Below are 14814 nucleotides of genomic sequence, written 5' to 3'. Positions count from 1 at the left end.
TAAAAGTTATTTGCTGGCTGTTTCAAGTAATTCCAGGTCTTCTGTATCTAAATTCAATTTAGGGGCGTCGAACAAGGTTTGCAATTGACTTTTGCTAGTGGCGCTTACAATGGGTGCCGCAACATGTGGTTGGGCCATTAACCAGGCCAGGGCCACCGTTGCCGGTTTGGTGCCGTGTTTTTCCGAAACGGTATCGAGGGCCTTGATGATTTCCAAACCTTTTGGGGTCAAGTATTGCTTTACGCTACCTCCACGAACACTTTTGTTCAAATCATCCTCAGAACGATATTTACCGGTCAGGAATCCACTTGCCAAAGAAAAATAGGTCATTACACTTAGTCCGTATTCTTCAACAATCCCGGCATATTTGCTTTCGTACCCTTCACGCTCCACTAAGTTGTAATGCGGTTGTAAGGCCACGTATTTGGGAAGGTTGTTCGCTTCAGACACCTTAAAGGACTCAACCAATCTTTCGGGCGATAGATTGGAGGCCGCAATATGGCGTACCTTGCCTGCCTTTATGATTTCATCGTAGGTGGACAGCGTTTCTTCCACTGGGGTAACATCATCGTCAAAATGGGTGTAGTACAAGTCTATGTAGTCGGTCTGAAGGCGTAGTAGCGACTCGTCAACGGACTTTAGAATATGCTTCTTGCTAATGTCATTGGGGTGTTCCTTGGTTTCGGAACCTACTTTGGTGGCCAGCACTATTTGGTCCCTGTTGCCCCGCTCTTTCATCCATTTTCCGATAATGGTCTCCGATTGACCTCCTACCCCATTTACCCACCAACTATAGGTGTCGGCGGTATCTATAAAATTAAGGCCGGCATCGGTAAAGGCATCTAAAATTTCAAAGGATTGCTTTTCGTCCAATGTCCAACCAAAGACATTGCCCCCAAAATTAATTCGTGATACTTCTAGATCTGTATTTTCTATGTTTACTTTTTTCATCTTAATCCTGTCTATAATTATGCTATTTTAAATGAGCCCTTAAGAACCACGCCGTTTTCTCGTGTTCTTCCAATAAGGCGGTGATAAAATCACTGGTTCCCAAATCTTTGTATGTGTCCGCCAAAGGAATAATAATCTCCCTGAGATGAATACAAATGGTCTCGTGGTCTTGCAGTAATTCTTTAATAAATCCGGTGGAACTATTATCGTTCTGTTCGCGTTCGGTCAAGTGCGTCAAGGCCAAAAACTCTTTTAGGGTGGCCGGGGCATAGTGTCCCAAAGAACGTATGCGTTCCGCAATGTTATCTACCCTTTCTGCCAATTCCTCGTACTGAGTCTCGAAAAATTTATGCTTGTCATAAAAATCGGGGCCTTCAACATTCCAATGGGCGTTTCTGGTTTTGGTGTACAATACGTATTCGTCCGCCAGCAGTTTGGCCAATTCATCGGCTACGGCCTGTCTGTTTTCTTCTGAAATACCGATATTCGTTTTCATGTCCCTAATATTCTATGGTGTTAAAAAAAACACACGCATGGGCTGCGTGTGCTGTTTGTGATCAGTTTACTATTTCTGTCATTTCGTTCAAGGTAAATTCTTCTATTTTGCCTTCGGTGACCTTTAGGTAATGAGCCAATTGTTCGTTTTTCATATGGGCCTGCCACAACTCGCGGTTTACCCATCTTTCGAAAAACAGAAAGAGATTGGGGTTTTCGTTGTCTTGGTGTAGGTCGTAACAGATATTACCTTCTTCTGCCCTCGTGCTGTCCAACAACTTGAGCAATTCGGCCTTTACAAACTCCCTGTGTCCTTCTTTTACCACAATTTTGGCGACTATGGTCAAATACGATTTTTTCATGTTGTTTTTTCTTTAGTGTTATGTGTTGTTATTAATTCGGTTTTGCCCATACCTACGGGCTCGAGTTTTTTGACGTTTAAGATTTGGAGGGGGTGTATGTAAACACATAAACCGTTCCTTTTTGATTAGCTGCCATTCCGTCTGAACGAAGGTTTAAACAGTGCTCCCCTATGACTTTATAAGGACTTCTGGTACAGCTCGTATTGATTTGTAGAAGAGGTCTTTAAAAAGCTTTGAGGGCTAAGCTCGGCACTGGCTTTATGTCATACAAAGATAAGGTAGGCTTATAGTTCGTTTGGTGTATAAAAAATGGGTATTTGTGTACAAATGAAGGTTTGTAAAAAGAAAAAGCCCAAAACAGAAATCAACTGTTTTGGGCATAGATATGAAATAGGGGGATTTACTCGGAGATAACGATTTTTTGTTTTACCGTCTCACCGGTGGCTTTGGTAATTTCCAATATATAGATGCCCTTTTTCAGGGAAGAAACATCGATTTTTTGATCGATCACATCTTTCCTTAGCATAACCCAACCTTTTAGGTTGTACACTCTGGCTTCAACATAATCGGATTGCGAAATGTTCAATACATCCGTTGCGGGAACGGGGTATACCTGTAATTTTTCCGTAGGTTGGCCTTGAGGCTCAAAACTAGCGGGTTTTTCTACAGTCGATGTAGTTTCGGCACTATTGGCGGCACTTGCGTTCACAGGTTTGTAAACCCGGATCCAGTCTACCAATAAGTTGTTGTCGTAAAAGTTGGCCATCTCCGCAGCATTGGGGGATCGATAGGCTTCGGCTTGCCAACTTTGGTCTTCCACATTAATGATGATATCCATCTCTTTGCTAAATTTTCTGCCGTTGTTTAAGTAATTAAAGGGGTCGATAACGCTAATGTTCGACTTGTTTTTGGCGTCGCTTAAGCTAGATGCGATATTCATTTTTTGATAGCCATTCTCCTTGATCAGTTGTCCGTTTACCCCTGTGCTCGTAACACCGGCCGGGTAGGTATATTGCCAAGTGCCATCGGCCAACCTTGTCTGTACGGCGTCGTTGTCCAATATCCTTACCATTTGTCCGTCTACAAAATACTCCAGTCGTGTTGGGGATACCCAGTTCACCCCGATCCTGATGGTTTTGCCTCCCCATTGGGTTACGCCGTTTTTGCCCCACCAGCTATTAAGGTCGGCGGGTTGGTAATCCTTAAAATTAGGGGGTCTGATAAAAACATGGTGGCTCAAGTGGATCTTAGATGCAAAATAACTGTTCCTGTTGTCGTTTCCAGGGCCTCCATAGCATTCCATAATATCGATTTCCTGGGTGTCATCAGGACTCAATAGCCAAATATCGGAGGCCAAGGTGGAATTCATGACTTTTACCCTGGCTTCTACGAATACCGGATATTTTACCCGCGTTTTATTGGTGATACAACCGGCCCTAGTCTCGGGTCTACTTATAGGGGTGTTGTTTGAGCCGGTAAAGGATTTTGTGGCTCCGGGAATTCGAGATGCCCAAATGTTCAGGTTGCCTCCAGAAACGGCTACATGGTTTTGCATCCATTTGGTCGGGCCGGGGCCTTCAAAATTATTGGGTTGCCCATTGGGACGATTGTGGTATTTGTTGTACCATTTCATATTTCCATTGGGACCAAAATCTACCACATTGTTCGTGGGATTAAAGGTGTAGTTGAAATCGTCACTGGCGGCGGTTTGCAGCTTCCATGTTTTGCCGGCCCCAGCATTGGCCGGTATGGGCACGTTGTCCCAATCGTATTGTCCGTAGGATGTAAAAAACTGTAAAAATGCGATAATCGCAAGTAGGATACTTCTTTTCATTTGTATTTGATTTTAGGGTTCTTAAAAAAATTAACACGTCCAAATTAATCTTTAGGACGTATAATTAAATAAAGGCGACTTGACAAAAACTAAACATGGTTTTTGTAGTCGATTAAAAGAAGTTGCATTTTACCGATGGTCCGCTGAATTATATAGGGTTAACGCAGGAATTAAAAAAAATAATTATTTTTATTTATTATTTTAATTCCTACAATATTTATAGTATTTACTTATAATATTTAAGGCGTAAACTTATAATTATGTCTCCTTGGTTGTGGTGAAAAAGGGTCAAAATGACCTTAATAAGCATCATTTTGCTATGGCTATTGGCCTATAAACATAAGGTGGTTTTGAAGGGTGTTTTTAGAAAGGAAACCTTGCGATGGGAACTAGTTTCGCTCTAGCCACGTGTGGTATAAAAATTGGATATTTTTGTACAATAAAAGGTTTTTGGGCTCGGATACACCACTTGTACTATTATTTTTTTTAATTTTAACGGATGATTTTGAATAAATCAAACAAACATGCAAGTATTAGAAGCTCATAAACCTTTTGAAATACAAGAAATAGAATTGACGGATTGGAAACAGCGTCCCGTCAAAAACAATTTTTTTGAATTGGTTCTTATTAAGGAAGGTTCGGGTACCCAGTGTATCAATTACAATCACTATCCTTATACGAAGGACAGTGTCTTTTTGCTTCCTCCTTTAAAATGTCATTCGTTTACCATAACTAGGCCGACGCGATTTGTTTTTTTAAAATTCACCGATTCTTTCTTTAAAAAGGGAAGCCGTGGCATGCATATTGACCGGAACGAGTGGTTCAATGAGGCGGCCTATATTCTTTCAAACTACAATCAATTGCCAGGTGATATCATTAAGACGGATCTTGACCGACAGCACCTTCAGAATCTGGTGACCATGATATTGCAAGAATCACGGAGCTATGAGCGGGAATCGGTACAGCTTATAACCAGTCTTATGACCAGTATATTGGAACTTTTGATCCGCAACATTAAAAAGGGAAGTTATTATGAGATGGCGCAAAAGGTCAGTGACGAGCGGATTACTAAAATGTTGGCCTATATCAATGAGCATATCGATAAGCCGGAGCTTTTGAAAATCGATAACCTGGCAAAGACTTTTATGATGTCGCCCACCTATGTAAGCGAGTATTTTAGGAAGCAGGTAAAAATATCCCTCCGCGAGTATATTATTAAGGCCAAGCTTAAGTTGGTGGAGATACGCTTGTTAAACTCCGACTTTACCCTTTCCGAGATTGCCGATGACCTTGGGTTTACCGATGTAAGCCACTTATCCAAAACCTTTAAACGTTATGCGGGGACTTCGATTCGGGAATTCAAGAACAATGGGGAATATATGATCTTAAAGAGAAACTCCTGTTCTGCTCAGGTATAGTTCAAAAATGAACTTTTAGGGGAAGTCAGTCTTCTTGTTGGTATAGCTTCTTTTCCAAATGATACTCGAGCCCATGCTGGGGTATTGGTTAGAATCGACTTCTTTGCCTTCTATCAGGTGGTCAAGGGCCTTGCACAAATCTTGGCCCGTAGCTTTTGCAATGCAGGGACGGGTCATGTCGAATCTTCCCGAGTAGGCACATTCCATGTTGTGGTCGAAAACAAAAAAATCAGGGGTGCTCTGTGCTTCGTAGGTAAGGGCGGCATTTTGGTGCTCGTCGTACAGGTAAGGAAAAGGATAGTTGTGGTATTCCGCAATTTGCTTCATAAATACCGGGGCGTCTTTGGGACTTTGTTCAACGTCATTGCTACTGATTGCAATAAATGTAACGCCTAATTCTTGGTATTTGTTAGCGATTTCCACCAATTTCGGATTGATGTGTTGAACAAAGGGGCAGTGGTTGCAAAGAAAAACTATGACCGTAGCTATATCGGATTTGATGTCGCACAGGCTCATAAAGTTATTGGAAACGGTATCGCGCAACCTAAAATTAGGGGCTTTCGTACCTAGTTCCATCATACTTGATAGTACAAATGCCATAAATGTAATTTACCATCGTCCTTGTTGGTGACAAGCACGAATATTTAAACTTCTAGAACTACTCTCCTTTTGTATTGATTTACCATGTAATATGTCGCCCTGTCATCGGTTTTGTTAACCAAGGGTGGTTTGCTGGTAAAGCAACAATATCTCTTCAGTAAATTAAAAGGATTTTATAGTAAAAAAAAAGGAATTTTGTTCAAAATTTTATATATTCTATGCTATTCTACCGCTATTTATGTGCAAAAAGGACAAATATATAGGGGTATTTGAATTTAGTACAATTATTTGTCCTTTTTTTATACAAAAAAATAATAATATTAACGTTTTTACAAAATATATAAGAAATGTAGATTTGTTACGCTCTTTATAGCGTACTTTCTTGTGGCTGTTGGTCATCTTTCCACTGGGACCTATATTTTTTCAAGAATTCCTTTTGCCTGTTTTCCATATGTTTATGCCAGGCGTCTAAATCGAAAAAATCTTTGCCAAATGGACTTTCAAAAAAGTCGTCGTTAAAAAAATGTTTGGTAAACAAGGAGTCCGGTCCGAAAACATCCTCAAATCCCTCTTGGTTAAAGTGTGAAAATCTACTGTAGAATTTTGAGCGCATTTGTTGAAGGGTGCTATCCTTATCAAGGCCCGCCAAGTCTTCTAAGTTTCCGGAAGACCATGAGTAGATGGAGTCAAAACGGATCAGGTTGCCGTTTTCGTCAAATTCCTTGTTCACTTTCCAAGTGCCCTTTGGCTCTTCGTTTATTTGTTTTTCCGCTTCTTTGTGTTCTGCTATGTCTTTGCTCTCTTGGGCGTTACAGCCTAGGTTCAAGAGAGCCAATAACAAGAAAAAAGGTAATGTTCTCATGACTTATAAATTTTAGGTTTTGTATTCGGAAAATAAGCGGACCTATACCTTGGTCCGCTTACGTTGTTATTTGTCTGTTCTATGCAATAGCAATACGTTTGGGCGGTTTCTTTTTGGCCTCTTCTTTTTTTGGCAAGTATACGCTGAGTATACCTTCTTGGTAGTTGGCCTTTATTTGGCTGTCGTCGACCGTTTCAGGAAGCGTAAAGCTCCGTTTAAAAGATGAGTAGCCAAACTCCCTACGGGTGTACTTTTCGTCCTTGGCTTCGTTCTCTTCGGTAATCTCGGCTGAAATGGACAATACCTGGTTGTCTAGGTCAATATGGAAATTCGATTTATTGAGTCCGGGTACGGCCATATCCACCGAAAAGGCATCGGGGGTCTCTTTGATGTTCACCATGGGTAAGCTTATTCCCGTGTTGAAGTTTTGTGAAAATACCGATGGCCAATCTCGCGTGAACAGATCATCCACCCAAGATGAAAGCATGGGGTAAGTTGATAAACTAGTTGAATTTGTTCTTGTCAAACCTCCTTTTTCAGGAGCATTTTTAACCAAAGTGCTCATAATAAATTAGATTTAAGTTAAACAATAAATTCATCGAAATGCCCGCAAAAAAAATACCACAATACGCCTTAAAACGGACTGTGGTTTACTTTTAAAACTTTTTAAGAAAAAGGGTTGAAAAAGCGTTAGAAAAACACTTTTGAAAATGTCATTTTGACAATGTAAAGTGACACTTTTTCAAGGGGTTAGCGCTGTACGGGGCTGCCATTTTTTCAGTGTGTTTCTCCCTTTGGCCCGTCTAGGGGCATTACATGGTTTACTTGGTGTAGAATTTGAAACAGCTTGGGGTGTTCAAACTCTAATTTCGGATTCCATATCATGGTCAATTGGGCCTTTTGGGGCGTATCGGACAATTCGTGAAAGTCTATGGGCAAATGGAGTCCCCGTATCGATGACATAGGCTCCAATGACACCCCCATGCCCGCCTCGATCAATCGTATACTGGTGCTTACCGAATCGGTTTCGTGTACCACATTAGGTATAAAACCGGCACTGGTGCAAATCGACTCTATAATATTCACATAGTTGGGGCCATCGGTCTTTGAGGGAAAGATAAAGGGCTCTTTTGTAAATGTGGCAAAGCCATTCTTTTGCAACCGCTCCATATCAAACCCCTTGGGTACCAACACGGCATAATTATCTATATGTAATACCTTGCTTTTTAATCCTACCGGCACCAAGGGGTTGGTGGCAAAACCGATATCGAGTTCCCCCGATTGCAGGCGTATATATTGGTCGCGGTTGTTGAGTTCCTTTAAAATGGTCTTGATGTTCGGAAGGTTTTGACGAATGTCTATTAGGATTTCGGGGAGTATGGACTGCATTACCGAATGGGTAAAGCCGATTTTAAGTTCCCCGGCTTCGCCTTTGTGGATTTGGTTCGTCCTCTTAATGATAAATTCATACTGAAGAAGGAGCTTTTCCATTTCCGGAATAAAATACCTTCCGGCCTCCGTCAACTCAACATTCCGCTTGTTTCGTTTGAACAAGGGGGTGTTGATACCTTCTTCCAATTGCTTGATTTTACGGCTAAGGGCCGGTTGTACAATATGTAGGGCCTCGGCGGTTTTGGTGAAATTCAGTTTTTTTGAAAGCAATATGGCGCTACGTATGTGTTGTAAATCCATTTCAGTAATACGTATTTGTTATTAGTTTATCAAAATTAAGTATTTATTCTTATTAATAAGGATGTCTAGCTTTGTAATGCTTAGGAAGATGTAGAATTAAAAAAAAGCACCCGATGATGAAAGACAATAGAGTATCGAAGGTTTACGAAGCGGAACGATTTAGGGAAATGGGAAAGGAGCTTATCGATGTTCTAGCCGACCATTTGGGAAGCCTTCAAAACCAAGATACTAAAACCGTTTACCCTGATAATGCCCCTGAAGACGAGCTGCAGTTTTGGGAAAGGGACCTAGGGCGCCCATCAGATCCTATGTCGACCTTCAAAACGATTATCGCTCGCTCGCAACAAACCCAGCACCCAAGGTATATGGGGCACCAAACTGCGGTTCCGGCTCCAATAACGGCCCTTACGGGCATGGTAACCGACCTTTTGAACAATAGTTCGGGGGTTTATGAAATGGGACCGGTTTCCAATGCCATGGAGCGAGTCGTTACCGACTTTACGCAAAAGAAAGTGGGCTATCCCAAGACGGCCTCGGGCCTTATGACCTCGGGAGGAAGCCTAGGGAACCTTACCGCCTTATTGGCCGCAAGAAAAGACCGGGCACCCCACAATGTTTGGGAAGAAGGCCATAACGAAAAATTGGCGGTATTGGTCTCCGAAGAGGCCCATTACTGTATTGACAGGGCGGCACGAATCATGGGGCTAGGCGATAAAGGAATCATTAAAGTTCCGGTAGATGATGAGTTCAAAATGCGTGCCGACCTACTCCCCCATTATTTGGAAAAGGCCAAGGAAGACGGACTCCATGTGTTTTGTGTTATTGGCTGTGCTGGCTCTACGGCTACGGGTTCTTACGATGACCTTGAGGCCTTGGCGGAGTTTAGCAAATCCCATAAGCTTTGGTTACATGTTGATGGTGCCCATGGCGGTGCGGTGGTGTTTTCCGAAAAATACAGGCCCTTGGTCAAGGGAATCGAAAAAGCGGACTCCGTAGTTATCGATTTCCATAAGATGTTGATGACCCCGGTTTTGAGTACGGCCCTCTTGTTTAAGGAGGGAAACAAAATTTATAGGACCTTTATGCAAAGGGCCCAATATTTATGGGATTCACCGGAATCTGAAGAATGGTACAATTCGGCGAAAAGGACTTTTGAGTGTAGCAAACCGTTTCTCTCGGCAAATGTCTATATGATTCTAAAGACCTATGGCAACGATATTTTTGAAAAAAATGTAGACCGTCTCTACGATTCGGCCCAAGTACTGGCACAAATGATCAAGGGGAAGCCTGGGATGGAACTGCTGCACGAACCCGAATCGAACATTGTCAATTTCAGGTATACGCCCCATAAAAATATGCCTACCGATAAATTAAACCACCTGAATACCGAAATCAGGAAGCGCTTGGTGTCCACTGGAAGTTTTTACATCGTGCAGACCACCATTGGGGATCAACGGACCCTAAGGTGTTCTATTATGAATCCATTGACCTCGAAGGCTGATTTTCAGGACTTGCTCGATGAGATTGAAAAACAAGGGGCTTCCATCTTAGGTGCGGAGCTGGTCTTGGGGTAATAGGGAAGCTTTTCTAACCGTAAAAACGAGAGAGGTCGGTTCATTTATGTACAAATTGGTAAAGTGTACCGAAATTCACCTTGGAATATGATAGTTTTGCAGCTTGATAAAATCGCTTGCCGCATGAAACTAGCATTGACCATAGGTGCCGCCCTCATTTTTATTGGTGTTTCCAACGCCCAGTTGGTGAATATTGAGTCCAAACGCATGCAAAAAGACTCGGTGCGCTTTGCCCTGAAAAGCGACCTGCTCTTCAATTATACGGACAATAATGGGGCCTATATCCTTCAGATAGGATCCAACCTTACCACCCAGTTGAAATCAAGGGATTTGAAAAAAATCCTTTTCTTTATCGGAAACTACAACCTCATACGAAGTAAGGACGAGGATTTTCAGAATTCCTATTTCTTCCATCTACGCTACAATCACAAACTGACCGATTTGTTTAGGCTCGAAGGTTTTGTTCAAAACCAGAACAACACCCTGTTATCTATACGGAACAGAAACCTGGTCGGTGCAGGGCTTCGGTTAAAGTTAATTTCAGAAGAAAATGCAAAGGTCTATTTTGGCAATGCCTATATGTACGAAATAGAGGTACAAAAAGATACGGAAGAACAATTCTATAACCATAGGAACAGCAGTTATCTATCGGCTACCTATGCCTTTCCGAAGACGCGTTTGGATTTTACCGGAACTGTATACTTCCAGCCCTTGTACCGCTATATAGCCAACCATCGTATACTAAGTCAGCTAAAGGCCGAAATGCCCCTAACGGGCCATCTTAGCCTTTCCGCCTTGTACAACTATTCCTTTAGTAGTTTTTCTACCTCTTCGGAAAGCGATCGTTCGTCTAATCTGAAATTAGGACTTACCTTTTCCATTTAAACGACAAGCGACTTATCGCGTGGCGAGAACCCTGCTCATCTCTTCCCCTATCTTAAGGAGGTCGTTACGCTCTTCTTCCGTAAAATCATAGGGTACGGGCTTGGCAATACCCAAGGTGCCGTATAACTTCCCGTCCAATAACATAGGGGCCGCAATGGAACCCTCTACTTTGGTTTCTTTGGCGGCAGGACGGGCCACGCCTGAACTGTCGGTCTGTAAATTACACATCTCAACGGCCTCCTTGCGCTCGGCCGCAATACCGGCCATACCTTTTCCGATGGGAATGGTAGATAACTTGGGTATCAAAAAGGGAGGAATGCCCTTATGGGCCTGTAATTGCAATAAAGAAGTGTCTTGGTCTAAAAAGTGGATGGTTCCCGTAGTGCAGTCAAAACCACTGATAATGTCCTCCAAGAGCTGCTGCCAATTAGGCTCGGGTTGTTTCAACTTTTCAAAAACGGTGGCTAGGGTCGATCCTTCCTTGTGATCCATAATAAATAGTGTTTACTGAATAAAATCGGTTCGGTCTAATGTGAATGCGGGCTTCCAGATGTATGGATAGTCGCTTACCTACAAATTTACTAAAGTAATCGGTAGGGAGACCACTCTATTCCCACGGAAAAACTAAACCTTTGTTAAAAAAGAATGAACGTTCATTTTTGTTCTTACCTTTGTGCCAGAACTTAGAACCATGACAGCATTAACAAAGAGTCAAATTAAAAGAAAGGCGCTGGTAGAAGCCACCATAGAATTGGTGAACAATAGCGGTTTCCATGCGGCTCCCATGTCGAAAATAGCAAAAATGGCCAATGTGTCCCCTGCTACTATTTACCTCTATTTTGAGAACAAACAAGATTTGGTCAATAAGGTATATATCGAAGTAAAGGCGGCCTTTACGGAATATGCCTTTGCTACCTACGACCCCAAAATGGATGTTGAAAAGGGCTTTGAGATCATTTGGAAACGCATAGCCGATTTTAAACTTAAGGAATGTGAGGAAGCCATGTTCTTGGCGCAGTGCGACAATACTCCCATCATTGACGAGCCGAGCCGTCAGCAAGGTATTAAGCATTTACAACCCTTATTGGATCTTTGGGAACGCGGCAGAAAAGAGGGAAGGATCAAACCTTTATCCGATTACATTTTATATGCCTATGCCATTAACCCCTTATCCTTTTTAATGATCATGCAAAAAAGGGGGGCGTTTCAATTGAACGAAGACCATTTGGAAGAAGCTTATCAATCGGCTTGGAGCAGTATTAAAAAATAAACAGAACATCATTAAACAATAAATATATATATGGAATTACTCGATAAATTAAACTGGAGATACGCAGCTAAGGCGATGAATGGAGAGACCGTACCACAGGAGAAAGTGGACCGTATACTTGAGGCGGCCCGCCTCGCTCCTACCTCTAGTGGTTTGCAACCTTTTGAAATCATAGTGGTTACGAATCAAGAATTAAAGGAAAAGATAAAAGCGGTAGCATGGAACCAGTCGGTGGTCACCGATTCATCGCATTTATTGGTTTTTGCGGCCTGGGACAACTATACCGAAGAGCGCATCAATAAAATGTTCGACCTCACCAATGAAATTAGGGGCTTTAAGAACGAAGGATGGGAAAATTACAGACAACAATTGTTGGGGATGTACCCACAGCGTGACCCCGAGGTAAATTTTCAACACGCCGCACGCCAAGCCTATATCGCATTTTCACAGGCGATTGCCGCTGCCGCCTTTGAAGGGGTAGATTCTACCCCGATGGAAGGTTTTGACCCAGATGCGGTAGATGAAATCCTCGATCTAAGATCAAAGGGGCTACGCAGCTGTGTGTTATTGCCCATCGGTTATAGGGATACAAGTAACGATTGGTTGGTAAACTTGGTAAAAGTGAGAAAGAGCACTGAAGACCTAGTTACCGTACTCGATTAAAAAAAAAGAAAATGAAAACAATCCTATTAAAGAACAGGCCTAAGGGAAGACCGACGGTCTCCGATTTTGAGTTTATTGAAAGTGAGGCTCCTTCGGAAATAAAAGAGGGCGAAATGCTTTTGGAAACCGCTTATGTTTCCGTAGACCCCTATTTAAGGGGAAAGATGAACGATGTGAAGTCGTACACCCCTCCTTTTGAATTGAACAAGCCCATTCATTCGGGAATCGTGGCCAAGGTTGTGGCATCTAAACATGCCGATTACAAGCCCGGGGATTACTTAGCGGGAATGCTGGACTGGAAAACCCAGCAGGTTTCAAATGGTGAAGGTTTGACCAAAGTAGACGAGACCAAGGCCCCCTTAAGTGCATACTTGGGTATTTTGGGGATGACGGGACTTACCGCTTATTTGGGACTCACCGAAATAGGAAAACCCAAGAAGGGTGAAACCTTGGTAGTCTCAGGGGCTGCAGGTGCCGTAGGAAGCGTTGTTGGCCAAATCGGGAAGATACTCGGTCTTAAGGTTATCGGTATTGCCGGCAGTGATGAAAAGGTAGACTTGCTAAAATCGAAATTCGGTTTTGACGAGGGAATCAATTATAACACTACCGATGATATGACCGCAGCTATTAAAAAAGCGGCACCCGAGGGAGTTGATATTTACTTTGACAATGTGGGCGGACCTATTTCAGATGCGGTCTTGTTCAACATCAATCAGTTTGCGCGACTGATCATTTGTGGGGCCATTTCAGTGTATAACAATACCGAACTGCCCAAGAGCATCAGTGTTCAACCGTTTTTGGTGAGGAATAGTGCCCTAATGCAAGGTTTTATCGTCTTCAATTACCACGAAAAATATCCTGAAGCCCTAAAACAATTATCCGCTTGGTTGGCCGAAGGAAAACTGACCTATAGCGAGACTATAGTGGAAGGTTTTGAAAACATTCCCCAAGCATTTATCGACTTGTTCGATGGAAAGAATAAAGGAAAAATGGTCGTTAAGATCTAAGGATCACAAATCACAAAAGTAAAAACGCTATGAATAATTTTGAATTTAAAAATCCTACCAAAATCATATTTGGGAAGGATACGATCCATAAAATAACAGAGGAAATTCCTTCCGATGCCAAAATATTAATGCTCTATGGCGGGGGAAGTATCAAAAAGAACGGGGTTTACGAACAGGTGAAGACGGCCTTGGCCAAGGCGGATGTCGTTGAGTTCGGAGGTATTCCGGCCAACCCAGAGTACGCCGTACTTATGGATGCCTTAAAGGTTATCAAGGAAGAAAATATTACCTACCTACTAGCTGTCGGTGGTGGTTCGGTTATTGACGGAACCAAGTTTTTATCCGCGGCAGCAGTTTATGAAGGTGAAGAACCATGGGACTTTGTAAGGAAAAGAGAGCCTATTCAAAAAGGAATGCCCTTCGGTACGGTGTTGACCTTGCCGGCGACCGGTTCGGAAATGAACTCGGGAACGGTAATCTCTAGGAAGGAAACCCAAGAGAAGTTGGCCTTTGGAGGTCCTGCCCTATTCCCGCAGTTTTCGGTATTGGATCCACAGGTAATCACCTCCATTCCAGAAAGACAATTGGTAAACGGTATCACCGATGCCTTTACCCATGTTCTCGAACAGTATATGACCTATCCTGCAGGGGGACTTCTACAGGACCGTTTCGCGGAAAGTATCTTGCAGACCCTAATCGAGATCGCTCCTAGGGTGATCAAAGACCCGAGTGATTACGAGGCCGCGGCCAACTTTATGTGGAGCTGTACCATGGCCCTTAACGGACTCATTCAACAAGGGGTTCCCGGTGACTGGGCGGTACATATGATGGGCCACGAGCTTACGGCAATGTACGGGATCGATCACGCCAGGACTTTAGCGGTCGTAGCACCAAGTCATTATAAGTACAACTTTGAGGCCAAGAAAGAAAAATTGGCCCAATATGGCGAGCGTGTTTGGAACATCACCGAAGGTAGTATTGATGATAAGGCCTATGCGGCCATAGAAAAAACCGAAGCCTTCTTTAAGGGCTTGGGTATTGACACCAAACTATCGGACTATACTTCCGATTACGAAGGTACGGCCGAAAAAATAGCACAACGTTTTACCGATCGCGGATGGAAAGGTCTTGGCGAACGTCAGGCCTTAACTCCTCAAGATGCCGAGAAGATCGTAAAAATGGCATATTAACCTCAAAAATT

General features: G+C 42.8%; 16 protein-coding genes. 7 read left to right on the top strand and 9 right to left on the bottom strand.

Features of this window, described 5'->3' with window-relative positions:
* Positions 1 to 6 precede the first annotated feature (6 nt).
* From ZOBGAL_RS20010 to agaD, 4 genes are all read right to left on the bottom strand, one after another.
* Positions 7 to 951, bottom strand: coding sequence for an aldo/keto reductase (locus ZOBGAL_RS20010; RefSeq protein WP_013995569.1), 945 nt, complete (start codon positions 949 to 951; stop codon positions 7 to 9).
* 22 nt (positions 952 to 973) lie between these two features.
* Positions 974 to 1447, bottom strand: coding sequence for a Dps family protein (locus ZOBGAL_RS20005; RefSeq protein ID WP_013995568.1), 474 nt, complete (start codon positions 1445 to 1447; stop codon positions 974 to 976).
* A 61-nt stretch (positions 1448 to 1508) separates the two neighbouring features.
* Positions 1509 to 1808, bottom strand: a complete 300-nt coding sequence (locus ZOBGAL_RS20000; protein WP_013995567.1) for a putative quinol monooxygenase — start codon at positions 1806 to 1808, stop codon at positions 1509 to 1511.
* A gap of 400 nt (positions 1809 to 2208) precedes the next feature.
* On the bottom strand, positions 2209 to 3642 hold the full coding sequence (gene agaD, locus ZOBGAL_RS19995) for a beta-agarase AgaD (RefSeq protein WP_013995566.1): 1434 nt from the start codon (positions 3640 to 3642) through the stop codon (positions 2209 to 2211).
* A gap of 524 nt (positions 3643 to 4166) precedes the next feature.
* Between agaD and ZOBGAL_RS19990 the strand changes: the two genes are divergently transcribed.
* Complete coding sequence (locus ZOBGAL_RS19990) at positions 4167 to 5060, top strand: AraC family transcriptional regulator (protein WP_013995564.1); 894 nt, start codon at positions 4167 to 4169, stop codon at positions 5058 to 5060.
* Positions 5061 to 5075: 15 nt separating this feature from the next.
* Here ZOBGAL_RS19990 and ZOBGAL_RS19985 read toward each other — a convergent pair whose 3' ends face one another.
* The 4 genes from ZOBGAL_RS19985 to ZOBGAL_RS19970 all read right to left on the bottom strand — a co-directional run bounded on the left by ZOBGAL_RS19985 (position 5076) and on the right by ZOBGAL_RS19970 (position 8214).
* Entirely contained in the window at positions 5076 to 5660 is a 585-nt protein-coding gene (locus ZOBGAL_RS19985) for a thioredoxin family protein (RefSeq protein ID WP_013995563.1), read from the bottom strand.
* Between the two features lie 367 nt (positions 5661 to 6027).
* Positions 6028 to 6522 (bottom strand): hypothetical protein, encoded by a 495-nt coding sequence (locus tag ZOBGAL_RS19980; RefSeq protein WP_013995561.1) that lies wholly within the window; start codon positions 6520 to 6522, stop codon positions 6028 to 6030.
* 79 nt (positions 6523 to 6601) lie between these two features.
* Complete coding sequence (locus tag ZOBGAL_RS19975) at positions 6602 to 7087, bottom strand: Hsp20/alpha crystallin family protein (protein ID WP_013995560.1); 486 nt, start codon at positions 7085 to 7087, stop codon at positions 6602 to 6604.
* A 212-nt stretch (positions 7088 to 7299) separates the two neighbouring features.
* Positions 7300 to 8214, bottom strand: a complete 915-nt coding sequence (locus ZOBGAL_RS19970) for a LysR substrate-binding domain-containing protein (protein WP_013995559.1) — start codon at positions 8212 to 8214, stop codon at positions 7300 to 7302.
* A 113-nt stretch (positions 8215 to 8327) separates the two neighbouring features.
* Here ZOBGAL_RS19970 and ZOBGAL_RS19965 point away from each other — a divergent pair, with 113 nt between their 5' ends.
* Both ZOBGAL_RS19965 and ZOBGAL_RS19960 read left to right on the top strand, forming a co-directional pair.
* The gene (locus tag ZOBGAL_RS19965; RefSeq protein ID WP_013995558.1) at positions 8328 to 9788 is read left to right on the top strand and encodes a pyridoxal phosphate-dependent decarboxylase family protein; all 1461 of its coding nucleotides are present in this window, start codon (positions 8328 to 8330) and stop codon (positions 9786 to 9788) included.
* A gap of 123 nt (positions 9789 to 9911) precedes the next feature.
* Positions 9912 to 10673 (top strand): DUF481 domain-containing protein, encoded by a 762-nt coding sequence (locus ZOBGAL_RS19960; RefSeq protein ID WP_013995557.1) that lies wholly within the window; start codon positions 9912 to 9914, stop codon positions 10671 to 10673.
* A 12-nt stretch (positions 10674 to 10685) separates the two neighbouring features.
* Here ZOBGAL_RS19960 and ZOBGAL_RS19955 read toward each other — a convergent pair whose 3' ends face one another.
* Positions 10686 to 11165, bottom strand: coding sequence for a GAF domain-containing protein (locus ZOBGAL_RS19955; protein WP_013995556.1), 480 nt, complete (start codon positions 11163 to 11165; stop codon positions 10686 to 10688).
* A gap of 199 nt (positions 11166 to 11364) precedes the next feature.
* Here ZOBGAL_RS19955 and ZOBGAL_RS19950 point away from each other — a divergent pair, with 199 nt between their 5' ends.
* Genes ZOBGAL_RS19950 through ZOBGAL_RS19935 form a run of 4 tightly spaced genes read left to right on the top strand, consistent with a single transcriptional unit; the run spans position 11365 to position 14803 of the window.
* On the top strand, positions 11365 to 11943 hold the full coding sequence (locus tag ZOBGAL_RS19950; RefSeq protein WP_013995555.1) for a TetR/AcrR family transcriptional regulator: 579 nt from the start codon (positions 11365 to 11367) through the stop codon (positions 11941 to 11943).
* A gap of 30 nt (positions 11944 to 11973) precedes the next feature.
* Positions 11974 to 12606, top strand: a complete 633-nt coding sequence (locus ZOBGAL_RS19945; protein ID WP_013995554.1) for a nitroreductase family protein — start codon at positions 11974 to 11976, stop codon at positions 12604 to 12606.
* An 11-nt stretch (positions 12607 to 12617) separates the two neighbouring features.
* Positions 12618 to 13613: an NADP-dependent oxidoreductase gene (locus ZOBGAL_RS19940; protein ID WP_013995553.1), complete on the top strand. Its 996-nt coding sequence runs from the start codon at positions 12618 to 12620 to the stop codon at positions 13611 to 13613.
* A 29-nt stretch (positions 13614 to 13642) separates the two neighbouring features.
* On the top strand, positions 13643 to 14803 hold the full coding sequence (locus ZOBGAL_RS19935; protein ID WP_013995552.1) for an iron-containing alcohol dehydrogenase: 1161 nt from the start codon (positions 13643 to 13645) through the stop codon (positions 14801 to 14803).
* Positions 14804 to 14814 lie beyond the last annotated feature (11 nt).

Source organism: Zobellia galactanivorans, assembly GCF_000973105.1.
Taxonomy (GTDB): Bacteria; Bacteroidota; Bacteroidia; order Flavobacteriales; family Flavobacteriaceae; genus Zobellia; species Zobellia galactanivorans.
The sequence above is the reverse complement of the archived record's forward strand: the minus strand, read 5'-3'. Positions and strand labels throughout refer to the sequence as shown.